18 protein-coding genes are annotated in these 24,083 nt (G+C 50.0%); 3 read left to right on the forward strand and 15 right to left on the reverse strand.

The features are described from left to right. The first annotated feature begins 424 nt into the window (after positions 1 to 424). Positions 425 to 1,174 carry a signal peptidase I gene (lepB, locus tag RDO88_RS00440; protein ID WP_307757473.1) on the forward strand — a complete coding sequence of 250 codons (750 nt, stop codon included), beginning with the start codon at positions 425 to 427 and terminating at the stop codon, positions 1,172 to 1,174. 28 nt (positions 1,175 to 1,202) lie between these two features. Here the strand turns inward: lepB and RDO88_RS00445 are convergent, their stop codons facing one another. From RDO88_RS00445 to RDO88_RS00515, 15 genes are all read right to left on the reverse strand, one after another. Continuing rightward, positions 1,203 to 2,732, reverse strand: coding sequence for a hypothetical protein (locus RDO88_RS00445; RefSeq protein WP_307757474.1), 1,530 nt, complete (start codon positions 2,730 to 2,732; stop codon positions 1,203 to 1,205). Positions 2,733 to 2,736: 4 nt separating this feature from the next. Further along, positions 2,737 to 4,227 (reverse strand): sulfatase-like hydrolase/transferase, encoded by a 1,491-nt coding sequence (locus RDO88_RS00450; RefSeq protein WP_307757475.1) that lies wholly within the window; start codon positions 4,225 to 4,227, stop codon positions 2,737 to 2,739. A 10-nt stretch (positions 4,228 to 4,237) separates the two neighbouring features. After that, positions 4,238 to 5,701, reverse strand: coding sequence for a sulfatase-like hydrolase/transferase (locus tag RDO88_RS00455; protein ID WP_307757625.1), 1,464 nt, complete (start codon positions 5,699 to 5,701; stop codon positions 4,238 to 4,240). A 43-nt stretch (positions 5,702 to 5,744) separates the two neighbouring features. After that, positions 5,745 to 6,977 (reverse strand): glycoside hydrolase family protein, encoded by a 1,233-nt coding sequence (locus tag RDO88_RS00460; RefSeq protein ID WP_307757476.1) that lies wholly within the window; start codon positions 6,975 to 6,977, stop codon positions 5,745 to 5,747. A gap of 219 nt (positions 6,978 to 7,196) precedes the next feature. After that, the gene (locus tag RDO88_RS00465; protein WP_307757477.1) at positions 7,197 to 8,585 is read right to left on the reverse strand and encodes an alpha-L-fucosidase; all 1,389 of its coding nucleotides are present in this window, start codon (positions 8,583 to 8,585) and stop codon (positions 7,197 to 7,199) included. Positions 8,586 to 8,640: 55 nt separating this feature from the next. Further along, positions 8,641 to 10,152: an alpha-L-fucosidase gene (locus RDO88_RS00470; RefSeq protein ID WP_307757478.1), complete on the reverse strand. Its 1,512-nt coding sequence runs from the start codon at positions 10,150 to 10,152 to the stop codon at positions 8,641 to 8,643. Positions 10,153 to 10,181: 29 nt separating this feature from the next. Next, the gene (locus RDO88_RS00475; protein ID WP_307757479.1) at positions 10,182 to 11,426 is read right to left on the reverse strand and encodes a uroporphyrinogen decarboxylase family protein; all 1,245 of its coding nucleotides are present in this window, start codon (positions 11,424 to 11,426) and stop codon (positions 10,182 to 10,184) included. A 28-nt stretch (positions 11,427 to 11,454) separates the two neighbouring features. Further along, positions 11,455 to 12,480, reverse strand: a complete 1,026-nt coding sequence (locus RDO88_RS00480; protein ID WP_307757480.1) for an L-rhamnose/proton symporter RhaT — start codon at positions 12,478 to 12,480, stop codon at positions 11,455 to 11,457. A 13-nt stretch (positions 12,481 to 12,493) separates the two neighbouring features. After that, the gene (locus RDO88_RS00485; RefSeq protein WP_307757481.1) at positions 12,494 to 13,186 is read right to left on the reverse strand and encodes a vitamin B12 dependent-methionine synthase activation domain-containing protein; all 693 of its coding nucleotides are present in this window, start codon (positions 13,184 to 13,186) and stop codon (positions 12,494 to 12,496) included. Beyond that, positions 13,179 to 14,183, reverse strand: coding sequence for a uroporphyrinogen decarboxylase family protein (locus tag RDO88_RS00490; RefSeq protein ID WP_307757482.1), 1,005 nt, complete (start codon positions 14,181 to 14,183; stop codon positions 13,179 to 13,181). Before RDO88_RS00490 ends, RDO88_RS00485 begins: the two co-directional genes overlap by 8 nt. A 2-nt stretch (positions 14,184 to 14,185) precedes the next feature. Then, a complete protein-coding gene (locus RDO88_RS00495) occupies positions 14,186 to 14,854 on the reverse strand; it encodes a cobalamin-dependent protein (RefSeq protein WP_307757483.1) in 669 nt (222 codons plus the stop codon). 20 nt (positions 14,855 to 14,874) lie between these two features. After that, positions 14,875 to 15,753 (reverse strand): hypothetical protein, encoded by an 879-nt coding sequence (locus RDO88_RS00500; RefSeq protein WP_307757484.1) that lies wholly within the window; start codon positions 15,751 to 15,753, stop codon positions 14,875 to 14,877. Further along, complete coding sequence (locus RDO88_RS00505; protein WP_307757485.1) at positions 15,750 to 19,073, reverse strand: SUMF1/EgtB/PvdO family nonheme iron enzyme; 3,324 nt, start codon at positions 19,071 to 19,073, stop codon at positions 15,750 to 15,752. The genes RDO88_RS00500 and RDO88_RS00505 overlap by 4 nt, the downstream gene beginning before the upstream one ends. Before the next feature lie 46 nt (positions 19,074 to 19,119). After that, entirely contained in the window at positions 19,120 to 20,163 is a 1,044-nt protein-coding gene (locus RDO88_RS00510) for an alpha-L-fucosidase (protein WP_307757486.1), read from the reverse strand. Between the two features lie 44 nt (positions 20,164 to 20,207). Then, entirely contained in the window at positions 20,208 to 20,531 is a 324-nt protein-coding gene (locus RDO88_RS00515) for an L-rhamnose mutarotase (protein ID WP_307757487.1), read from the reverse strand. Positions 20,532 to 20,693: 162 nt separating this feature from the next. On the opposite strand from RDO88_RS00515, the gene RDO88_RS00520 reads away from it, so the two are divergent. Both RDO88_RS00520 and RDO88_RS00525 read left to right on the forward strand, forming a co-directional pair. Beyond that, complete coding sequence (locus RDO88_RS00520) at positions 20,694 to 21,569, forward strand: helix-turn-helix domain-containing protein (RefSeq protein WP_307757488.1); 876 nt, start codon at positions 20,694 to 20,696, stop codon at positions 21,567 to 21,569. Positions 21,570 to 21,749: 180 nt separating this feature from the next. After that, positions 21,750 to 24,083 (forward strand): GH92 family glycosyl hydrolase, encoded by a 2,334-nt coding sequence (locus RDO88_RS00525; protein WP_307757626.1) that lies wholly within the window; start codon positions 21,750 to 21,752, stop codon positions 24,081 to 24,083.

The raw sequence follows: 24,083 nt of genomic DNA on the forward strand, positions 1-24,083 counted from the left end.
GCACATACATCGATTTGTCCAATATTATCCTTGAACAGAAACAGAACATAGATTTTGCCATAACAGATGATATGAATACCTTCTTGATTGTCAGGTTATCACAAAATCATTGTCAGCCCTGCATCAATATTCTAATGAGCAAACTGCAAAATTACAAACATTTGAAAAACATATTGTTTATTACCGATTATGAGAACTCGGCTTTCATTGAAGGCTTGTCTGTGTACCGCATACAACATCCTTATTTAAAAGTAAACAAGATACCATTGCCAGCGGACGAACTTGAAACTCCCTATTTGTTCATTTGGAATGAAAGAACTAAACAGGTCAACAGTTTTTTTCTAGTGACATCAGTATTGATAAACGAATTGGATAAATACTTATCCCATTTTTCTTCCAATTTTCACAATTAAAACATCTCCTCATGGAAAAGTATATGAAGGGAAAAGGTATAAAGGTATACAAACGGGTATTTTATACTATAAGTAAGAGTTTGCTGATTCTCTTCGCCCTTTTCCAACTCTATGTCCTGGCCCGCCTGTACCTGTTCGCCTCGTGCGTCATCCCCACCTGGTCCATGTCGCCCACGCTGATTCGCGGAGATTACCTCATCGCTTCGCTACAGATACCGGGGCGGCGGGAATGGCAGAAGGACGGACAGGGAGGATACACCGTGCGGCGGAAGGAGGGACGGCGGGAAGTGAGGACGGGCGACGTGGTGGTGTTCAACTTTCCCTACGCCCGGAGCAAGGAACGGATGACGCTGTGCAACGACCTGTTCTACTGCAAGCGGTGCGTGGCCACGCCGGGGCAGGAGTACGGCTGGTGGTGGAAAGGGCGGAGGCACAGCCTATACCTGCCTGCCAAGGGGGACGAAATCCCGCTGGACAGCACGGCCTGGAAGGAGTACCGCCGCTGCATTGAGTACGAGACCCGGCAGACACTGTCTTTGCGGGGCGACACGGTGCTGCTGGGTGATTCCGTGGTCCGTACCTACCGCTTCCGGCACGACTACTACTTCATGCGGGGCGACAACTTCCTGGACTCCTACGATTCCCGCTTCTGGGGGCCGCTGCCCGACGACTTCATCCTCGGCGTGGGACAGTTCATCTGGTTCTCCCGCAATCCGGACAGCGGGGAGGTACGGTGGGAGCGGATGTTCCGGAAACTTTGAAAGGACCTCGAATAATCTGTAAACGGTTTTACCACCATACCATTTCACCTTTTTCCACCGTAAAACAACGTCCTATGAAATGTCCTTCCTTGTCGGCTAAGAACAACAAGCAATTCTTTGGGACTCGCCTGAAGACCAACTCACTCCCAGCCACCTGACTTTTTTCGACAAACATCCAACAATTCTTATCCCAATAATAAAGTGAATAGGTTTCACCATTTTTCGGTTTCTTGCGGTTTTCACCAGAGTAAAGGCGGTCAAATATGTCCTTAGGCAAACTGCTCCGTTTTCCGACAGCCCAAGAGAGTTCCTGCCTCAACGGCAACAGGTAGGGAATACGGCAGGATACCATAGCACCTGGAATCGGGACAAGCACCCTCTTTCGACCATCTGCTTCGATAATGAATGGATCATCTATCGGATATGCCCTGCCATCACGATAAACCACCGGAAGATACAGCATCTTCCGTTTCAAATCCTTAAAAAGGACTTTCCCATCTTCCCTACACTCCTGTACAGCCGTAATTGTCCAATCTCTTGAATAAACAGCCAAATAAACCAATTCATTTGGACAGACATTTGCATCCAACTTTACTTCAACATCCGCAACCGGAAAATATTCCTCTGTTACATCGGCCATACGCCAATCCCTCAAAAATGCAGGTATATCTGCACGTTCCACTCCTTCCAACAATTGCTTCCACTTTTTATTCACAGAGAATGTTTTCCGATAAACCTTGGCCGGATACCGATAAGGTTCAGCCCTTAGCATTTTGACCGAATCTTTGAAATCAAACAAACGGAACGGATTATATTTATAAATAGTTTCTTCCCTTCCCATAAAAGCAACCATTTGTTTGCCGGTATAAACCACGTTCCAGGCGTGTCCACCTGTCGTATTACCCCAACAAGGGGAATAATCAATCGTAGCCGGATAACCTAAAGCACGCAATGGATATAAAACAGATTTTGCCATATGCCAGCAATCTCCTTTTTTCAACGTATCCAAACGATTCCATCCCATATACCACGCAGAAGGTACCCCATAGCCAAACACAAAATTCTTACTCAACAATTTATTGACTGTATCACATACACTGGCCAAATCCAAGGAACGGGCAAAATCATATTGCTTACGACATTTTTCCCGCCAATCGTCCAAAGGCTCATCCATTATAATAGGGGAAAGAAGATACTCCGCAAAAACATCAAACGAAATATCCCCATTGCTCAATTGCTCTCTGTTTACCTGAAGAGCGTTTTGTATCTCACGAACGGCAAACTCTTTATCCATCGTAAAAGTCTCCCAATCAGAGGATTCCATTTCTTGCTTTAAAAACATAAAAGACTTTAAAGCCAAGGAATCACCATCTGCCTGAAAATAACGTTGAATTTGATCACTATTCGACTGAGAACAACTTGATAACAGAATTACAAGTATTCCCCATATAAACAAATTAAAATCACCGCCTCGTCCCGTCCGGGCAATCCGATGGGGCGTGGCAAGTTCACATGAAACGGCTGTCCCAACCAACCATAAAAAGCGATTTCTGTCCATATCCTTATTCTTGTTTGTTTGCCCAATATGCTTCATAAGCGGCCTTAACATCCACCTCGTCGCCCACTTCCAGCTGCTTGGAAAGCAGGATGCCGAACAGCTCGTCGGCAATCTTCCGATACTTTGCCTTGCCAGCCAGGTCGTTCATTTCGTGCGGGTCCTTCTTCAGGTCGTACAGCCGGACCACGTTGTTCTTCAGATAAAGCACCAGCTTGTAACGGTCCGTACGGACCATACGCTGCAGATTGATATAGGCACCGTAGACCGCTTCTTCGGCACACAACGACTCCGCTTTCCGTTCCTTCCGGGCCAGAGGGAGGAGCGACTTGAAGTCGACGGTATCCAGATGGCTGCTTCCGGCAATATCCATGGCCGTGGCCATCGCGTCCTGCAAGTAAACCAACTCTTCGCAGCGTCCCTTCTTCACGCCCGGTCCACAAATGATGAGGGGAACACGCATACTGGCGTCATACATATTCTGCTTACCTATCAGGCCGTGGTCGCCCACCGCCAGACCGTGGTCGGCCGAGAAGATGATATAGGTATTGTCGTACTTGCCGGACTCCTTCAGAGCGTCCAAAATACGGCCAATCTGCTCGTCCATGTGCGAGATGATGGCATAATACTCCTGGCGGTTGACCTTGACCGAATACTCCGTCCGCGGGAAGGGAGCCAGCTGCTCGTCCCGCAAACCCTCTCCGCAACCGATTTCCCGATAATAAGGATACAACGGCTGAAAATTTTCCGGAATGGAAATCCGGTCAACCGGATACATGTCCACAAAACGTTTGGGTGACTGGCGCGGGTCGTGCGGTGCATTGAAGGCGATATACATGAAGAACGGATCGTCCTGTTCCTCTGCTGTCCGGATGTAGTCGACGGCATCGTCGCCCACCACCTCGCTCCAATGGCGGCCACCTTCCCAGTAGCCGCCATATTCCTCCTTGTAGGGTTGCCAGGCATCCGCCTCACCCTCCACAAACTTGCGTCCCTGCGGATTCTTTGTGGAGGCGGCATAGCCGGCCTGTGTCTGTCTGGGCATACCGCCACGGACATGACGGGCCACATCGAACACCTTGTGGGCATCGACGGCCACATGCCACTTGCCGGTCATGTAGGTATCATAGCCCGCCTGCTTCATGTACTGTGGCCAGAACAGGGGACGGAAGGCATCTACATCGGTCACCTTCGCCTTGTCGGAAACCACTTCTTTCGCCTTCCACAGGTACCGCCCCGTCACCAGCATGGATCGGCTGGCCACCGATATGGCGCCGTTCCAGCCACCCTGGTTGAAGGCGTGGGTGAAGTACATGCCGTTTCCGCGCAGTTCGTCCAGATTCGGGGTATGCAGTTCGTCGGGACCGATGTCCCCCATGCAATTATAAGTCATGTCGTCGGCAAAGATGAACAGGACGTTGGGTTTCTGCTGCGCATAAAGGTCCACAGAAGCCAAGGGCAGCAAGCCTAAAAGGCTGATAAAGGTACCTTTCTCCATATACCGCTATTTAAAAGTCTGTTTTCTTTCCTGTTTCACGCTTCAGTTGCTCCAGACGCCTCATCATCTTGCGCAACTGGGCGGGGTGTTTGTCCGCCACATTCTTCGTCTGCCCCGGATCCTCCTTCACGTTATAAAGTTCATACACCCGGTTCGGGCCATAAGGAGGTATCAGAGTCCAGTCCCCCTGGCGGAAAGCATAATTATAATAGCCTTCCATCACCAGCTCCTCGCGTCCCTTTCCACTGAGACCAAGAAAAGCCGGAAGCGTGTTCTGGCTGTCCGTATGCTCAGAATAGGACTCGCCCACCAAAGCCGACAACGAGGCCAGCAGGTCCATCTGGCAGACCAGGGCATCCGAAGTACCCGGCTTCACCACCGATGGCCAGCGGAGCAGGAAGGGCACACACGTACCCCCTTCGTACATCGTCGTCTTCCAGCCACGGTAAGGACCCGCAGGCTTATGGTTCCCTACCCGTTCCTCGACCTCATCCTTGTAACCGTCGTCCAGTACAGGACCGTTGTCACTGGTCAGAATCACCAGCGTGTTTTCCGTAAGGCCCAAACGGTCCATCTCCTTCAGGAACTCGGACACGCACCAGTCAGCCTCCAGAATCACATCCCCACGAGGGCCCATACCCGACTTGCCCACGAAACGCTCGTTCGGAACACGGGGCACATGGGGCTGGTGCAGGCCGTAATACAGAAAGAATGGTTTGTCCTTGTTGTCACGCAGGAAGGCTTTCGCCTTTTCCAGGAAAAGCTCCGCCATTTCCTCGTCCTTCCACTGGGCCTTCCGTCCTCCCGTCTGGAAGCCGATGCGGGGCACCCCGTTCACAATGGAACCCGCATGACCTACGCTGGGATGCATTCGAAGCAGTTCGGGATTGTCCTTCCCCGTCGGCTCGCCTTCGAAGTTCTTCCGATAGCTCACGTAAAGCGGATCGTCCTCCTCCAGACCGACACCCTTGCCGTTCTCAATAAAGATACAGGGTACACGGTCGTTCGTGGCAGCCTGGATGAAAGAATAGTCGTAACCCACCTCACGGGCACCGGGATAGATTTTCTCGTTCCAGTCCACCGAACCGTCGCCTAGGCCCAGATGCCACTTGCCGACGCTGCCCGTCACGTAGCCGGCACGCTTCATCACCTTCGGAAGCGTCAGCTGGTCCGTGCCGATAATCAGAGCCGCATTACCCGGCAGAATCTTCGCATCCGGATTGCTCCAGGGATACATGCCCGTCAGCAGGGAATAGCGGCTGGGCGTAGACGTGGCAGCCGTGCAATGGCCTTGGGTGAAGCGCAGCCCCTCCGAAGCCAGACGGTCCATGCCGGGCGTCTTCAAAGCCGTAGCACCGTAGCAGCTCAAGTCACCGTAACCGAGATCGTCGGCCACGATGACGACTATATTGGGATGTTGGGGTACAGAAACCTGGGCCAACAAAGGGAGAGAAGCAGACAAGACTCCTCCCATACAAGCAAACAAACGCTGTTTTTCCATGATATTATTCATTTTCTTATTTATCCGTTTTACTTTCCTGTCTTTCAGCCCGAATGCGAATCTGAACATTGAACGAATCGCCGGTTTTCCGAGGATTCAGGTCGTGCACCGAGCAGGCAGCATACAGCACTTCGGGATTCCCCTCTTCGTCCAGCAACAGCTGAGGTCTCTCCAGACGATCCACAGACAGCACTTCTCCGCCCTGCAGACGCAATTGTTTCTTCATGAACAACGAATGTTCCGGTAATGTCCAGTGGATACCATCTTCCGAAGCCATTACAGCCAGGCCGGGCTCTCCTTGCGTAAACTGTCCGCCAAAATCCTTGAATACCGCATAAAAACATTTGTCGCCCTGATGATACCACACGTAAGGATCTTCTGCCGACAACTTTTCCCCGGCCTTTTCCAGCTGGAATACCGGTTCATCCAAAGCCGTAAACGGGCCGTCGGGAGCATCGCCAATCGCTACTCCATGTACGCCTCTCCATCCCGGATCATAGATATTACCCTTGAAATAAAGCAGATATTTCCCGTCGGACGGCCGATAGACAACCGAGGGATTTACGACAATCAGGTTATCAGGTTTGGGAACTGTCCCTGCGGGGGATGGTTCGAGAACGCCGTCCGGTTTCACCCGGGTACGGGGACTGAGCAAAGGCGTGTCCGAATGAATAAATTCGCCTTTCAGCAAATCAGGGAAAGAACGGAACGAAATCACGCCAATTTTCTGGTTCTGCTGGATACGAGCCCTTCGGGAAAGTCCGCAATCGTCAGTTCCGCCGACAACCGACGCAGCATAATACAAATAATACCGGTCGCCGAATTTGCGTAAATGCGGATTGCATACCGTCTGTGCATCCCAGCACGAACGGTCGTCAGCAAAGCCGTCTGCATTCATAAAGAAGCCCAAATGCCGAAAACCGCCATCGGGTGAATCGGATACGGCCAGCCCCATCTTCGAACCGAATACCCATGCATCCGTAAAACGGTACGTACCGGCTTCGGAAGCCGAGTAGACCATATAATATTTTCCGTCGTCTCCCCGAAGCACTGAAGCTCCCCAAGTGAAATGACCGGGCATCTGAAAGGATGAAAAACCTTCCACCCTACATACACTGTCCGTCTGACAGACCTTGACATCTACCGGTTGCGCCTCATACCTGTATGCATGAGGCCCTTTGTCCGGCTGCCGGCACGCACAAGCCAGCATCCCCGCAAACAGGAAATTCCAAATAACACGATGTTTCATACCAATCCTATAATTACGTACCAATCGAAGCAATTCTTGCAAAAATAAAAGAAACAAACGAAAAAGAGAATGACAAAAACCGACATCGGCTTTGCAAAATCCGATAAATACGATCCTATCACAATCGAATCCGCCCAACTAACTTCTATTCATAAAAAATAAGGACGATTAAATCATCAGATTGTAACCGCCCTTATTTGATAAAACCTACAGCCGGTTTCAAGGCTCCTCCAACTTCACCTTCAAGGTATAAATATTCAAATCGTTCTTAGCCTTGTCCGGAATACGGACTGACAGTCCCTCGTCCGTCTGTTTCCATTCCACCTTCTTCCGGCATCCCAGCAACTTGACCGACTCAATCTTTACGGCACTACCGGCCAGACTCTGTACCCGGATTTCAGGCGTACGCCAGTCTCGGGCAAAGACATACAGATAACCGTTGTTGACGGTGAAGCGGATGTCTTGCGCCACAGCTCCCGTCGCATCATAGACGGCATCCTCAAAACCCTTCTCGCGCACCACTTCGGCCCCCTCCGCCTGTTGGGCCTCTTCACCGTAGACCTTCCAGGGTTCAGAACCGTAAATGGCTTCCCCGTTCGTTTTCAGCCACCGGCCGATACACTCCATCCGTTCCAGATTACGTTCCTGAATGACGCCTTCCGGAGTAGGCCCCACATTCAACAGCAGGTTACCTCCCTTGCTGGCCGTATCAATCAGAAGCCCTATCAGCTTCTCGGACGACTTGAAGTCATTGTCACTCTTCATATATCCCCAATTGCGGGACATCGTAATACAAGCCTCCCATGGATTACGGTTGATGGCGCCGGCCTTTTTCTGTTCCACCGTCCTGTAGTCTCCCTGACCGTTACCGATACGGTCATTGATGATGATGTTCGGATTATGGTCCAGTATCATCTTGCGGATGGCAATACTCTGCGCTTTCGGTGTCATATCCGGCGTATCAAACCAGATCAGGTCGGGATTGTATTGCTCCAGCAATTCTTTAATTTGTGGTTTCGCCTTCCGTTCCATGTAGCGGTTTATGTCTTTGGCATCCTCATCCGGAAAATCCCAAGTATTGCTTCTTCCACCCTTGGTAGGCCAATTGGTAGGGACATCCGGATCGTGCCAGTCGCGCCCCAACGAATAATAGATACCCAACTTGACACCATGCTTCCGGCAGGCAGCAGCCAGTTCGGCCAGCGGGTCGCGCTTGAACGGCGTAAAGTCATAGATGTTGTACGGACTGCATTTGGAATGGTACATCGCAAAACCTTCGTGGTGCTTGGAGGTATAGACAATATACTTCATGCCGGCCCGCTTGGCAGCCAGGACCCAGGCTTCGGCATCAAAATCCACCGGATTGAAACTGGCGGCCACCGGCTCGAACTCCCGTATCGGAATCTTGGCCTGAAGCATCACAAATTCATTGTACTTCTGTTCACCTTTCCATTCACCTGCTATCTTGGAAAACACACTCCAATGAATGAACATACCCAGCTTGGCATCCTTGAACCATTCCATCTTATCCGCAGGACGCTGAGCCTGTATTGCGGGAACTACCAATCCCAACAGACACAATATAAACAACACGATTCTACTTTTCATACTAACTTTTAATCCAGATACGTTCATAAAAAAGAAATACTTTACCATCCAATACTCACTCCATCCGAATCACATTCAATTCATAGATGGCTGGCGGAGCGATTGCTTTCACAACTCTCAGACGTAATTGGGAAGTGGAATACAGATGCGGAAAACGGATCACTTTACAGTCACCCATCGGTTCGTCCGCATAATAAACGGTTTTCCATTGGCCATCTTTCCAAATGTCTATGGCATACTCCTGAATGCGGTTCGTACGGATATTGGAGAAACCGTCACTGGCCGTTTTCATGTCACAATATTCAAAAATGGACAATTTATTGAACGGTTTCTTCTCATCCAAAGGAATGGTCAGTACGGCCAGCGTATCCGTACTGGCAGCAGCCCAATAGGTCTGCATACCGCCGTCGGTAGCCAAACGGGCACCATATTTATCAGCCTCATCTTTCCATACCGAACTTGCAGAAGCCGAGCTTCCCAACGATACGAATTCACCATTACGAGGCAACGGTTTCCCTTTCTTCAGACCACCCAAACGCCTGTTCAGTTCGATAATGGCATTGGCTTCATGTTCACGAATCCGCCCCGTATTGTCAGGCGGAACATTCACCACCAGCGTATTCTGATTGTCTGTACACCAGTAAAACAGTTCTTCCAACTCGTCCAGATCTCTTACAGGCGTATAGCGGTCTTTCTGAAACCAGTTCCATGCCTTACTCAAACAAATCGTATGTTCAAAGGGCAGATAATACGATTCCCCTTCATGGATGTATTGTTTCTTGTCCAATTTATGGGCAATCTTGGGATCCCACAAACGGAAATCGCTGGGGAAATACTGGAAGTAATATTTGTTGTCGACCGTCATTGAATCGGGCAAGGCAAATTTACGCTCGCCTTCTTTCAGCACAATGGTGTGGTTCACTCCAACGGCACATTGGGGTTGCAAACGCTTGATATGGGCATAAATTCTGGGGAGTTGCCATTCCTCGGGCTTCTTGTCCCATCCACCGTCGAACCAAACCTCATGAACCGGTCCGTATTGTGTCAACAACTCTGTCAACTGTTTCTCCATATAGTCGATGTAGTCACCGAAATTCTTGCTTTTATACAGAGGTTCATGCCTGTCCCACAACGAGTAATAAATAGCAAAATCCAATCCATATTTCTTACAAGCTTTGGAAACTTCGGCCACTACATCGGTCTTTACGGGAGAGGAGGCCACATCGTAATCCGTATACTTACTGTCCCACAAGCAGAAACCGTCATGGTGCTTGGTAATGAGCAGCACATAACGGAAACCGGCTTCTTTGGCTACCCGTACCCATTGATCACAATCCAACTGAGTAGGATTGTATTTTTCCACAGGAATCTTACCATCGGACCATTCATGATTGGTAAATGTATTCACGCCAAAATGAATAAACATACCATACTGACGCTTCATCAAAGCAACCTGTTCTTTGGACGGTTTGTCCGAAGGAGTAAGAATACGGACATCATCATTCTGTGCAGAGACGATTCCTGTGAAACCAATCCATATCAGGAGTAAAACGAACCATCTGTTCATTTTTATATATAATCACATATTATTGGACTCTATTTGTTAAACTCTTTCACCGCATCGAACATGGCAATGATGTTCTGAGGGGGCACGTCGGGCAGAATATTGTGTACTGTATTAAAGACAAAGCCACCTCCCTTTGACATGATTTCCAGACGCTCCAATACTTGTCTGCGTACATCTTCCGGAGTACCATTATTCAGTGTACCGACTGTTTCGACACCTCCTCCCCAGAAGGTGCAGTCCTTACCGAACTCACGTTTCAGGAACTCCGGCTCCATGTTCACCGCATTGGTCTGCACCGGGTTGAATATCTCAATACCAGCCTCTATCAGGTCGGGCATCAGACTGGATATAGAACCACAGGAATGGATAAAGGTGTGCATGTTACTGTGCGACTTGACATAATCACACAACTGTTTATGACGGGGCTTGAACAAAGCCTTGTAGGTATCCACATCCATAAACGGACCGTTCGTCATGCCTAAATCGTCGCCAAAACGGATGATGTCCACAATGTCGCCCACCGAAGCGCAAACCTTCTCCAGTGTAGCCAGATGACGTTCCAAAACCTGATCCAGCATACGGGCCACTTCATCCGGGTCGCAGAGTAGATCCATCAGGAAGTTGTCCATACGACGCAGGAAAGTACCCCACTCGAAAAGATTGCAACCACAGACTATCATCAAAGCCTTATCGGTCGTTTCACGCAACCGGAGGGTACGCTTACGCAATTCATCCCAAAAGCCGGGATCGGAAGCATGGTCCCAGGGACTGTGCACATAACGTGACCATAATACTTTCCCCATCTCGTTGTCCAATGAGGAATAATCCGACGGGAAACCGTCTACATAAGGGAAATAGGTTTGGTCGAAGAAGGTTGCACCTTTGGGCATCCGCGCCAACATGCGTACACCGTCATCGTCATAACACGAATAGGAACCATCGGCCTGCTTTACCGGATGGAAACTATTTGGATAGAAAGCCTTGTCACCATTGGCCAGCTCTGTTTCGTACCAGTCTTCCGGACGGGTATTGAAAGCCCGGCCAATATCGATGACATCTACACCAAACTGGTCGAGTACCGCCATATCCGGCTGGGCCAACTGTTGAACCACATCGTAAATCCATACCGGCAAATCATCGCGGCCGATAGCCTTGAGCAGATTGGAATAAGCGATGGCCGATATACCCGAACTCGGGGTTGAACCCATATCTACAGGCACCCGATCGGGTTCCTTATGGGCGATTGCTGCTAAAACACGTTCTCTTGAAGTCATATCTTTACTTTTATACTATATTAAAAACTCAATTACTGCTGATTCCGATAATAAAGGAAGAAATAACCAGAATGGCCAGGCCTACATACATCCAAGCACGTACCCGAGACGTCACCCGTTTCCATTCCCCCCGATACAATCCCCAAATCGTTGCGAAAACAATGGTCAGAGACATCAGGATGCCCCATGCCGTGAAAGAATACGCTCCCATGAAACTTTTCCCCATTCCGTAAGTAATCATATTGAGGAACCAGAGAAAGCCGGAAAGGGCACAAAGAAGATAGTTGGATGTCAACTTTCCTTCACTTGTTCCGGCAAACAAGTTCAGACTGCCGTTTTTATAACCGACCCAAAGACACCAAATCAAGGTAATCAGAAAAGAACCGGCAAACAAAACGGTTACCGTGGGAAGCATAACGAACAACTCATTCACTCCCCTGTCTGCAAAAACACGGGAAATATCATTACCTTGCTCAATTCCCAAAGCCTGCGAAGCTCCCGTCAGTCCGACAAACAAGGCCAGCAGAATACCTTTCTTGAAGTCGAGTGTCGTCTCCTGACCGTCACTTCCCTGGCTGTCTTTCTTATAACCGGAATAAGCGCTTACCAATACGCCGACTACCCCAATCGAAAGTCCCAAGACCAACATCGGGCCACCCGATCCGCTGAACATTCCCTCAATCCGTCCGTCAAGCATCGGCGGTATTACCGTACCCAAAACCATCATCAGTCCCAACGAAATAATGAACCCCAAGGATACTCCCAGGTATTTCAACGAAAGGCCGAATGTCAGGTTACAAATTCCGTACAGGACTCCCAGCAGAAAAATCCGTCCCAGCAATCCCGGCGGACATGTAGAAAGTACCGACAGGAAATCGGGACAGAAAAGCAGACAAGACAAGAGGGGGACCACTACGTAAGCAAACAAACTGTATACCAACCAATGGTTCTCCCATTTCCATCCCTTCACCTTCTCGAACGGCATGGAAAAACTTCCCGAAGCAAATGCTCCGACTGCAATAATGGCTATTCCATACAATAAATCTATACTCATAGGCTATTTTTTATCAGTTACGTTTAATCCGACGATACACACACGTGGAGCTGTGACAGATACTGCATCCATATGGACGCTTCTGTATATTTGTACCAATACCTATTACCCCACTGACCGACTTAATCGGTTGCATCAAACAAGATTCTGTCAACGTCACTCCCGTGCGGTTATCGTCCAATAAAGAAAATAAGGACTGCTGCCCGCTTACATGCCATTCGCAATACCCCGGACTATAACGGTTGCTGATTCTCAGCTGCTGAAGATTCATTTCCGTTTCCAACGCTTGCTGGATACGGTCCATCGCATTTTCGACCGTTACCGACCCTATTGCATCAACAATAAAAGCTTCCGGCAGATCTCCCTGTTTCAGATATGCGTTTGCCAAGTCTGTAAAAAGTGCTCCGGCCGTACAGACAAAGACGGCCAACGAGGAAGCATCTTTCATATAGGATGCTATTCTCTTTCCCGCTTGCAGCTCGGTTCGGTCACAATGTATCACACCGGCCTTTACATCCACTCCACTACAAGGCCGGATGGTATAGCCGCCAATGATACCAGGATTGTCCTGCAGACGGGCAAATACAGCCTCGATAACCAGAAGCAAATCCTGATAAGCACCTTCGTCTGTTATCTGGAGTGCCGCCGCGAGCATCTTATCGTCCGGACGGACATCGGCAAAACGAAATTTATATTCCCTAAACATGGCACATTTCCTGATTATAATCGGCCAAGGCTCTGAAGAATGCCTCTATATTCTTCACCGGTACTCCGGGAGGCATGTCGCAACCCGACGAAATGACGAAATTCCGACAAGCGGAGGTTGCTTTGAGCAAGGCATACGTTTCCTGATAAACCTGATCCGGCGAAGCTTGCTTGAACAAGCCGACCGGATTCAGGTTCCCCATCACCAGAATAGAATCGGGACATTCGTCCAATGCCTGTTTCATATCAATGGCATTACCGAAATGTAATGCGGCAGCACCTGTTTTCACCATAGCATCCGTACATTGCCCCGTATTGCCACAATTGTGAAGTATCACTACAAAATCGTCATCCTGAACTGCTTCCACAATCTGACGAACATACTTCGTGGAATATTCCAGACAATCATCGTTCGAAAGCAGGCCGGCTGCCGGCTCGGCAATGATGACACCGGTAGCTCCCAACGCCTTAAAGGCCTTACAATAATCAATAATAAAACGGGTACATTTTTCCAGCAACAGACAAACGGCTTCGGTATCAATATAAATGCCTATCATTATTTCCGACATGTCATACAAACGCCCAGCCAATGAGAACGGACCGATACATCCCGAAAAGACCGGCTTACCCGTATGTTGAACGGCCAGCCGGTTGGCTTTCAGGTATTCCGGTACGCGGGCGGCATCGAGCGACGGTATTTCAAGCCGTTGCACACTGTCCAAGTCGGAAACCAGACGTCCGGTCACATTGGGAATTTCATGTTCGGGCATCAGAACTTCCGCACCGAAGGCCTCGGCCTCTACCGTCAGGTCCATAATAACCGTACAGGCAGATGTGCCATACGTATCCATCACATTCTTAATGGCCTCGTAATGGACCTCACCATCCGTAACGGCCTCGCGAGTCGTATGCCCCGTGGCTTCAATGCCCGGGTGAGTCATAATCAGCAGTGCCTGCCGTTCTTTCTCGTTTACAATCTTTTCAACCCACTTGTTCATTTTTACGACACTAAAGAGTTCAACCAATTAATGTTATCCTGCGGATCACGGGCATAGGCATCAGCACCAATCTCGGCGGCAAACTGAGCGTTGAGCGGAGCACCGCCCACTACAACCTTCGCCTCAGGATGTTTGGCGCGGATGGAAGCAATCATCGGTTTCATGTTGCTCATGGTCGTCGTAAGCAGTGCCGACATGCCACACACAGCACCGGGATGGGCATCCAAAGCCGAAATATATTTCTCTGCAGGAACATCCGTACCCAAATCAATGACTTCCCAACCGGCTCCTTCTACCATCATGGCTACCAGATTCTTGCCGATATCATGCAAGTCGCCTGCCACTGTACCTACAATGAACACTCCCTTACGCTGGATATCTCCACAAAGGAAAAAAGCCTTCAGATGTTTCATGGCTTCATTCATAGCCTTGGCAGACAACAGCATCTGCGGTACAAAAATCTTACCCTCCGTAAATTTCTCTCCCACTTTGGCCATCGCCGGAATCAATGATTCATCCAAAATGGTTTGTGGTGCCACGCCTGCCTCAAGGGCTTCTTTCGCCAATTCAAAAGCACCCGGCATCCCTTTCATTGTAGGAGGATAGGGCGATGCCTGATTGATTTTCCCCATCTCCACACATGCTTGCAGTTTAGTCAATAATTCGTTCATAATACTCTATCATTTATTGTTTATTTCTCAAAATAAAAAACTGACGATACATTCGCCACATCAGAGGTTACAGAATAACTCCAGACAATGTTTCCTCGATTATCCATCTCGACCAACAAGGGTTGCGACTTGTCTTTCGTATGCCCATTCCAGTTACAGAACAAGATATTCCCCCCTTTCGTACTTACGGCCTCAGCCACAAAAAACAGCGTACAGCCTTTCAGCAACGTACCATCGATCACACGGATAACCTTCTCTGCATTCCAGTCGATTTCCACCAGATTGTGCCCGTCTCCACAAGAGACAAGCCATCTATCTGCGGCAAGAGGACTGACAGAAAATGGAGTACCTCCACATTTTACCTGCTTCAAGAAGTTTCCTCTGGTATCCATTTCCACCACTTCCCCCTTTCCCATCAAAGGAATCAGATAATGGCCGTTTGCCAGCTTTCGTATCTGCCGGAATTGCCCATGTACATTCTTAATGCCGGTTTCAAACGAGAACTCTTCAACAACCGCACCCGCATCATTCAGCTCCACAATACGGGAGGGATTGCCACAAACCGCCACCAGATATTTCCCGTCCGCCAATTGGGTTGCCGTATAGACTTCCTCACCCTCTTGTACCTTATAGTCCCAAAGTACCTCATGATTCCAATTAATCAGACGGGCTCCACCCCGATACGCATACAAGATATGGCCTTCTTTGGTCTGTTCAATGTCATTACAGTCTTCCTTGGGAGACAAAGCGTGCTCCCATTCCAGCTTCTTGGTTTGTTTGTCCAAAACCGCAATCTTGTTCCAGCCGCAACCGGCAATCAACATTTTCTCACCAGCCTGGCAGAAAACATGAACCATTGCCAGCAAACAGAATAAGGCCACATCTCTCATCATCATCATTCCTCCATCACCACTCTGAAACCCACATTATAGACTTTCTGATATTCCCGATAAGGCAAACGGAAAGAAGACGTTGCCCGATAAGGACGGTCGTACCACGACCCTCCACGCACAACACGCTTGTCTTTGGCCACATTCACATCATTGCGTCCGTCAGTATCCGAGTAAGGATAAGGCACGTAAGAAGACCGTGTCCATTCCCAGACATTGCCATGCATATCAAACAGGTCCCAAGCATTGCGCTGATATCGTCCTACCGATTCCGAAATGAAACCTCCGTCATTATAAAGTGTATCACGGGGAATCCAATCGTCATATTTGTTCGGCTGAGGAATAACACGTACACTCTCATAGTTCTTGAAAGCGGTACAGGCAGCAAACTCCTTCAAACGTACATCACCCAGATTGGCATACGGTGAGAAATCGGCCCCGAACGTTCCAAACCAGTAAGGAGTACCGCTACCAGCCCGGCAAGCCCACTCCCATTGGGCTTCGGTAGGCAACGTAAACTTCATACCCGTTTTTTCAGAAAGCCACTTACAGAATTCCATCGCTTCCTGCCAGGAGATGCGCACGACAGGTTGGTCCTCACCATTCATCGAATATCCCTTACGGCCAAACTGGTAACCGTGTCTATGCTCGTCACGGCTGTCGTGCGTCGGATTAAATTGCCTGAACTGGCGGTTTGTCACTTCAAAGCGGCCAATCCAATATGGCTTGTCAATCTTTACAACCGTTTGCGGCATCTCGTCCGGCTGGGCCTGACTGCCCATAATGAAACTTCCTGCCGGCACTTTGACCAATTCCAGCTTCACTCCATTCCCCAAATCAATGGTCTGCTGGAAATTCCCCAAACTTAACTGCTTTTGATAGGCCTTTCCCCAACTTCCATTCTGCGAAGTGGCCGGATTATACAACGGCCAGCCGGCCAAGACGGTATCACCTACCTCCATTGCCGTTTGTTCCGGCACAACAGGAGTTATGTTCTGTGGCAGTTCGGGCAACCACTCCGTATCCACTTTGGGAGCACCGAACATTTCACGATACAACTCCCTCAGTTCTTTGCTCCTCTTAGTATCCGGATAATTAGGAATATCCGAACGGCGTCCGTGGAAAGGTGCATTGAAATCAATCCAGCAAGCCAGTTTTTCCACAGCTTCTTTATCCAGTTTCACATGATGATGCCCTTTCTGAAGAATTTGCATCAGTTCCGTCTGGTCCGCGTGTACATCCATCGGAACCAGCATGTGCATATCACTCTCTATACCGGGTCTGCGTACATACCGATGCAGGTTGGCATACGACAGCGTGAAATGCCCTCCGTAACTGCTGCTGGCTCTACCGCTTATCTGGGAACTCCAGTCTGTAATCCATTTGTCTCCTTTCAAATAAGGAACACGGGAATCATTCTCGCGATTGTGACAAGAAACACAATACTTGTCCAATATCGGCTGAACTTCATGACGATAACTGAAACCACGTTCCTTTCCATACCACTCCCGGATGTGCTGAGGCTGCTTTCTGGAAGCAGTTGTCATCTTGGGAACCGGAATGGTATTCTTGTTCTCATGACACCCGATACAGGAGACCGTTTCGCCCGGCATGCCGGTGAACCAGCTGCGCATCACCTGCAAGGCTTTTCCTTCCGCATCGAGAGGCTGTATGAAAATCGGAGTATTGGCCGGTATTGTAAACATAACCGATCCGTCTTCTTCCACATCCACTTCCCCCAAGATACGTTTTACATCCCACGGACCGTCCATTCCGATTGTACCCAGCAATCCGCCTTGACGAAGGGGACTGAAATCAAAAGAACCTACACGCAGTTTCTTCACAGTTCCACGGGGTATTCCCTTCAAGCCGTCGCCATGATAAATGTCTTGCAGAAAGACGGTCGAAGTCGTTTGTGACATATCAACCCTATCGGGTATGACAGCCGGCTTCTTGCCTGCTTCCAGCAATACCGGTTCCAGATAACAGTAACCTTCTTCCGATGCAAGAAGCGTACGGTTGTTGAAACGGTCTACCAAATAGATACCCCACAGACTTTGCGGGCTGTTCTTCATCGATACAAGAAAGTAGTTTTCATCCAGCGGAAAGGGTTGCAGGAATTGCGGCCATACGCCATCCGGAAAACGGTCTCTGACCAAAGGTTCCACTTTGCGCCCGGCGAAAGGTATTTCTGCAACGACCCCATCCGCCTCGTGACGCCCCAGACGGGTATCAATCACCATGAGCCGCCCGCTGCGCGAAACGCTGTGATGCCCTGTAGCGACTCCCACTATGCAAGACGGCTTGCCGGGGATGGGACGCGCATTGAAGAATGCGGTCGGAAAATAAGAATTCGAACCATAGAAAGCGGTTTGCGTCGTTCCGTCCGGATTCATTGTAAACATGACTCTGGAATTGGAATGAGGCAGGTCTGCATATTCCCAACGCTGATACAACACCGTTCCGTTTTCCATCATCACCGGTCCCCAGTTGCTGTCCTGGTCATAAGTCAACTGCCGTGTCTGCCCGGTTTTTGGATTGTAGGTAAACAAGCCACACATCTTGTTCCCGCCATTGGTACAGGGAAGACCAAGAAATGTTCCGGTAGAACAAAAGATATAATTGCCGTCGGGAGTATAACAGCCGTCAAAACTATCGAAATCCTTGTAAGTCTCCGGGGTCAGCTGCTTCGTCTGACCGGTCTGTATATCCAACTCAAACAGATGCCACCGGTTAAAACTTCCAATCGACGAATACATCAGCTTGGTTCCGTCAAAATAGGGCTCGGGATCCGAGATTATCATGCCCGGAGCAGGCGTATACAATTCGTTCTGCTCCATCTTTCCCCGATTGGATTTCAAAAGAACAAACTGGTTGTTCCATCCTTTTCCAGGATTACCTATCTCCGAATTGTTCTGAAAGTTACTGGGGGCGATTCCGAGCTGCGCCCCCATGGCCCTTCTGGCCCGATCGCCCAAAGCGCGTTTGATGGCCACGACCCGTTTGCCTTCCAAAAGCGGATTGGCCAGAAGCGTCGCATCAAGTTCTTTCAACAAAGAAAGGACTTTCTTTTCAGCCTTACGATCGTTCCGGCGCAAAGCTTCCGCATAAGCTGCCCTATTCTGTTCCAAATCGTCAAGCGCTTTTTTCCATTCCTTACCCGGGTTATATTGCCCGGCATACTTCCGTTCCAGATTTTCTACAGCTGCCTTATAGGACTCCGCAGAATAAAAGCCCATCCGCTCTATCAGATCTTCATGCGAAGTCTGGGCCGCCAGCGGGGTTAATCCCAACAGGCAAAGCGACAGCAAACAATAAAACTTTCTCATGGCATTTTTCCTATTTATGTTTGTTCCAGTTTCACGTTCTGCGCAATCACATCACCCGCTTGCGCAGCTCCTTCAATATTTCAACATCCTTTTGTCTCAATTTGCCATCACGGCCAGGAGGGCAGTTCAAAATAAGGATGTTATTGTTTTTGGTACATTGCTGATACAGCTTTGCCAGCTCGTCCACACTTTTATAGGTATGGTCTTTTGTATGGTAGAACCACCGGCTGCTGATACAAACAGTAGACTCCCACGGCATATAATAAAGGTGCCCGTCGTGCGCGAAGAGTTTCGGGTCGTTGTCTGTCGGCAGATAGGGATCTCCCAAACGGAAATCACTGGGGAAATAGCGGATCGGAAAACCGGCCTGTTGCTTGTCAGGCGTAATGGCATGGGCATCGGGATTGTTCTTGGCACCGATACTCCAGTTCACTCCTACAAGGCAGTGAGGCTCTCTCGATTTGATGGTCTGGTAAATGTCCATTATCGGCCACCGGTAATTCTCCTTTACCCAGCCCCCATCAAACCAGAACTCCACGATATGTACATATTTCTTTGTAATATTAATCAGCTCGTCCAGCTGTTTCAGCATATATTCATTATACGCACCGTCCGATTGCGGTTCTTTCACATCTGCATTGACTTTCCGGTCCCATAAGGAATAATAGAGTCCCAAAGCAATGCCGTGTTTCTTGCAGGCCTTGGCCACCTCTTCAACCACGTTTGTCGTGTTGGACGAATTGGCCACATCATATTCTGTATATTTGCTGTCCCACAAACAGAACCCGTCATGATGTTTCACCACCAGTATAACATACTTCATTCCTCCGTCCTTGGCAGCCTGTATCCATTGCTCGGCATCGATGGTGGCAGGGGCATACGAAGATGCCGGCTTGCTTCCATCCGTCCACTCTTCATCGTGAAACGTGTTGATACCGAAATGGATGAACATGCCGTACTTACGGTTTATCTGTTCCATCTGTACCTTACTTGGCTGCATGGAAGGTTCAGGCAGGATCAGTTTCTTCCGTACCTGACCATAAGACGATACAACTGCCAGCAGCAAAATGGCAAACCATATATTTCTCATCGCAAACACTACGGTTATTCAGTTAAAGGATACAATAAAAAAACTCAGTCACAATGGAACACTTCTTCCATTTCGGCCCACCACTCGCCCGGCTTCCTGTCGGCCAGCGGTTGCTGACACGGGCCACACAACTTCCACCAATCCTGCGTCACCGGATCGGCTGCCATACGGGCCATATCGGCCTCATAATCGGTTCCCACATACTCGTAATAGCTGTAAAGCATGCCATTCCTGTAATAGATGGAATAGTTGCGGATGTTACACAAACGGATCATTTCCAACACTTGCGGCCATACAGCCGAATGGAGTTTCTTGTACTCTTCCAATTTTTCCGGATTTACTCCGATAATACTTCCTACGCGTTTCATTGTCAGACTTCAATTAAACAGTTAACTTTTTTGTTTTTTGCAAAGGTAGGCTTTCCAAAAGAGTAAGAAGAATAAAAAATATTCCAAAACTTTGCAAAATCCGACATAATTCATGGATATATACCTAAATTTACAGCCAGCAATCAAAAAAGCAAGGTTACCATGAAATATGCCAACTACCAGAATACGCTCTCACTGCACATGATTTATACCGGCCATTGCGAAGTCGGCAAGGAATGGTGCTACCGCAACATCATCAGTCCGTTCACCCGCCTGTACCTCATAGACAAGGGTTCTGCCAGTGTCTACATGAACCGGAAGAAATACGAACTCCGCGAAGGTGACATGTTCATCATCCCCAAGTTCACGTTCCATACCTACGAGTGTGTAGAATACATGAGCCATTACTACATCTGTTTCCTCGACCAGCTTATCGGAGGGAAAAACCTCTTCGAATATGCCGATATCCAATATAAGATACGTGCCACGGAACTGGACAAATGCCTGATGGAGCGTTTCCTAGAGCTGAACCCCGACTGTCACATTGCCGACCCCGACCCGAAAGCCTACGACAACAGGCCCGAGCTGTTCTCCATCAACCGCGAGAATGCCAATCTGGAATTCAAGAACGACCTGGAAAGCAACGGCATACTGCTCCAGCTGTTCTCCAAGTTCCTGGGGAAGAACTCCAGGCCGGTAACAAAGGCCAAGAATCCCTACAAAAGGATGATCAAGGTATTCAACTACATCAACAACAACCTGAACAAGAACATCCACGTCGCGGAACTTTCGGAAATCATGTGCATGACGCCCGACCACTTCACACGCATCTTCAAAAACCTGAACGGCATGACGCCCAACCAATATCTGCAATTCAAACGGATTGAAAGGGCACAGACCCTGATGCTGTCGTCCGAGATGAACATCAAGGAGGTAGCCGAAGAAATCGGTATCCCCAACCTGTCACAGTTTTCCAAACTGTTCCACAAACAAACCGGCATGAGTCCGTCCCTCTACCTGCAAAGACAAAATAGCTAATATTCATGGCATTGCCGAAAAACTTTCCCTGAAGTTTTGGCATTTTGCCATCAATATCCTATTTTTGCCGCCTGACAAACCATATCCTCTAACTAATACCGCATTATGAGTCAATCACTTTTCAACAGGCGGAATACGCCTGCCTCAATCAACAACGTTCTCCAGCGGGTACGTCACAACATGAGTCTTATCACAACCGGCCTTGCACTGGCCGCTCTTCTGGGCGCAAACCTGCCCGCCGCGGCCCAGCAGCCGACTGATTATGTCAATCCCCTGATAGGGACCAACGGGATGGGGCACGTCTTTCCCGGAGCCTGTACTCCCTTCGGCTGGGTACAGCTCAGTCCCGATACAGACACCATCCCCCACAACGTAGACGGAGTGTATCAGAAAGGCACGTATGCCTACTGTGCCGGATACCGTTACCAGGACCCCACCATCGTGGGTTTCAGCCATACCCACCTCAGCGGAACAGGCCACTCGGACCTGGGCGACCTGCTGCTGATGCCGGCCACAGGCCCGCTGAAGCTGAACCCCGGCCGGGCCGACCACCCCGACGAGGGCTACCGCTCGCGCTTCAGCCACGCCACCGAGAAAGCGGCGCCGGGCTACTACGAAGTCATGCTGGACGATTACGGCATCCGGGCGCAGCTCACCGCCACGCAACGGGTCGGCATCCATAAATATACGTTTCCCGCAGGAGAAAAGGGCCACCTGATTCTGGACCTGGTGCACGGCATCTACAACTACGACGGCAAAGTGTTGTGGAGCAACCTCCGCGTGGAGAACGATACCCTGCTGACCGGCTACCGCATCACCAACGGATGGGCACGCACCAACTACACGTACTTTGCCATCTCCTTCTCGCAGCCCATCCGCGACTATGGCTACCAGGAAAAGGGGAAGACGCTGTACAACGGTTTCTGGAGACGCTTTGCCGTAAACAGGAACTTCCCCGAAATGGGCGGCCGCAAGGTGGTGGCCTACTTCAACTTCGACACCGACCGCCAGTCGGAACTGGTGGTCAAGGTAGCCCTCTCGGCCACCAGCACGGCAGGAGCCCTCAAGAACCTGCAGGCTGAAGCTGCACAGAAGAGCTTCGGGCAGCTGGCCGCGGAAGCCGGAGAAGACTGGAACCGACACTTGGGCATCTTCGAGATAGAAGGTACGCCCGACCAGAAAGCCATGTTCTATACCTCGCTCTACCACACGATGATCAATCCTTCGGTCTACATGGATGTAGACGGTTCCTACCGCGGTCTGGACCACAACATCCACCAGGCCCAAGGATTCACCAACTATACCATCTTCTCCCTGTGGGACACGTATCGGGCGGAACACCCGCTGCTGAACCTCATCCAGCCGGCCCGGAATGCCGACATGGTGACCTCCATGATCCGGCACGAGCAGCAGAGCGTACACGGCATGCTCCCCGTATGGAGCCTGATGGGGAACGAGAACTGGTGCATGAGCGGTTACCACGCCGTGTCCGTACTGGCAGACGCCATTGCCAAGGGCAACTATCCTCCTGCCGACGAAGCCCTGGCTGCCATGGTCAGCACCTCGACGGTGCCTTACTACGAAGGGCTGGAAGCCTACATGAAGCTGGGCTACGTGCCCCTCGAGCAAAGTGCCACCGCGGCCTCCACGACGCTGGAGTATGCCTACGACGACTGGACCATCTACCAGACGGCTCTGAAAGCCGGCAACCAGGAGGTGGCCCGCACCTATCGCGAACGCGCCCTCAACTACCGCAACCTCTTCGACCCCAGCATCGGCTTTGCACGTCCCAGGCTGAAGGACGGCTCGTTCAAGCCCGACTTCGATGTGCTGCAGACCCACGGGGAAGGCTTCATCGAAGGCAATTCCTGGAACTTCTCCTTCCACGTGCCCCACGACGTGGCGGGCCTCATCCCGCTGATGGGCGGCGAAAAGGTGTTCATCGACAAGCTGGACAAGCTGTTCACGATGCACCTGCCCAAGCAGTTCTACGAACAGAACGAGGACATCACGGAGGCATGCCTCGTAGACGGATATGTGCATGGTAACGAACCCAGCCACCACATCCCTTACCTCTACGCATGGACCTCGCAACCGTGGAAGACCCAGTACTGGCTGCGCGAAATCCTGAACAAGATGTACCGCAATGCGACCGACGGACTGGGAGGCAACGACGACTGCGGGCAGATGTCGGCCTGGTATATATTCTCCGTCATGGGCTTCTACCCGGTATGCCCCGGCACCGACCAATACGTACTGGGAGCCCCCTACCTGCCCTACCTGAAGCTGAAGTTGCCCAACGGAAAGACATTGGAAATCAAAGCACCCGGAGTGAGCGACAAGAAGCGCTACGTACGTTCGCTGAAAATCAACGGTACCGTTTATGACAAGATGTACATCACCCACGAAGACCTGATGAAAGGCGGTGTCTTCGAGTTCAGCATGTCGTCCTCGCCCAACAAACGCCGCGGTCTCTCCACCCAAGACAAACCTTATTCATTAACCCAATCCTAA

The organism is uncultured Mediterranea sp. (genome assembly GCF_902493215.1).
Classification (GTDB): Bacteria; Bacteroidota; Bacteroidia; order Bacteroidales; family Bacteroidaceae; genus Bacteroides.

Coding starts and splice junctions, on each gene's coding strand:
- RDO88_RS00465 (WP_307757477.1), bottom strand. CDS start 8,585: ATGAAAAGTAGAATCGTGTTGTTTATATTGTGTCTGTTGGGATTGGTA.
- RDO88_RS00450 (WP_307757475.1), bottom strand. CDS start 4,227: ATGGAGAAAGGTACCTTTATCAGCCTTTTAGGCTTGCTGCCCTTGGCT.
- RDO88_RS00505 (WP_307757485.1), bottom strand. CDS start 19,073: ATGAGAAAGTTTTATTGTTTGCTGTCGCTTTGCCTGTTGGGATTAACC.
- RDO88_RS00470 (WP_307757478.1), bottom strand. CDS start 10,152: ATGAACAGATGGTTCGTTTTACTCCTGATATGGATTGGTTTCACAGGA.
- RDO88_RS00510 (WP_307757486.1), bottom strand. CDS start 20,163: ATGAGAAATATATGGTTTGCCATTTTGCTGCTGGCAGTTGTATCGTCT.
- RDO88_RS00475 (WP_307757479.1), bottom strand. CDS start 11,426: ATGACTTCAAGAGAACGTGTTTTAGCAGCAATCGCCCATAAGGAACCC.
- RDO88_RS00520 (WP_307757488.1), top strand. CDS start 20,694: ATGAAATATGCCAACTACCAGAATACGCTCTCACTGCACATGATTTAT.
- RDO88_RS00485 (WP_307757481.1), bottom strand. CDS start 13,186: ATGTTTAGGGAATATAAATTTCGTTTTGCCGATGTCCGTCCGGACGAT.
- RDO88_RS00515 (WP_307757487.1), bottom strand. CDS start 20,531: ATGAAACGCGTAGGAAGTATTATCGGAGTAAATCCGGAAAAATTGGAA.
- RDO88_RS00500 (WP_307757484.1), bottom strand. CDS start 15,753: ATGATGATGATGAGAGATGTGGCCTTATTCTGTTTGCTGGCAATGGTT.
- lepB (WP_307757473.1), top strand. CDS start 425: ATGGAAAAGTATATGAAGGGAAAAGGTATAAAGGTATACAAACGGGTA.
- RDO88_RS00460 (WP_307757476.1), bottom strand. CDS start 6,977: ATGAAACATCGTGTTATTTGGAATTTCCTGTTTGCGGGGATGCTGGCT.
- RDO88_RS00490 (WP_307757482.1), bottom strand. CDS start 14,183: ATGAACAAGTGGGTTGAAAAGATTGTAAACGAGAAAGAACGGCAGGCA.
- RDO88_RS00455 (WP_307757625.1), bottom strand. CDS start 5,701: ATGGGAGGAGTCTTGTCTGCTTCTCTCCCTTTGTTGGCCCAGGTTTCT.
- RDO88_RS00495 (WP_307757483.1), bottom strand. CDS start 14,854: ATGAACGAATTATTGACTAAACTGCAAGCATGTGTGGAGATGGGGAAA.
- RDO88_RS00525 (WP_307757626.1), top strand. CDS start 21,750: ATGAGTCTTATCACAACCGGCCTTGCACTGGCCGCTCTTCTGGGCGCA.
- RDO88_RS00445 (WP_307757474.1), bottom strand. CDS start 2,732: ATGGACAGAAATCGCTTTTTATGGTTGGTTGGGACAGCCGTTTCATGT.
- RDO88_RS00480 (WP_307757480.1), bottom strand. CDS start 12,480: ATGAGTATAGATTTATTGTATGGAATAGCCATTATTGCAGTCGGAGCA.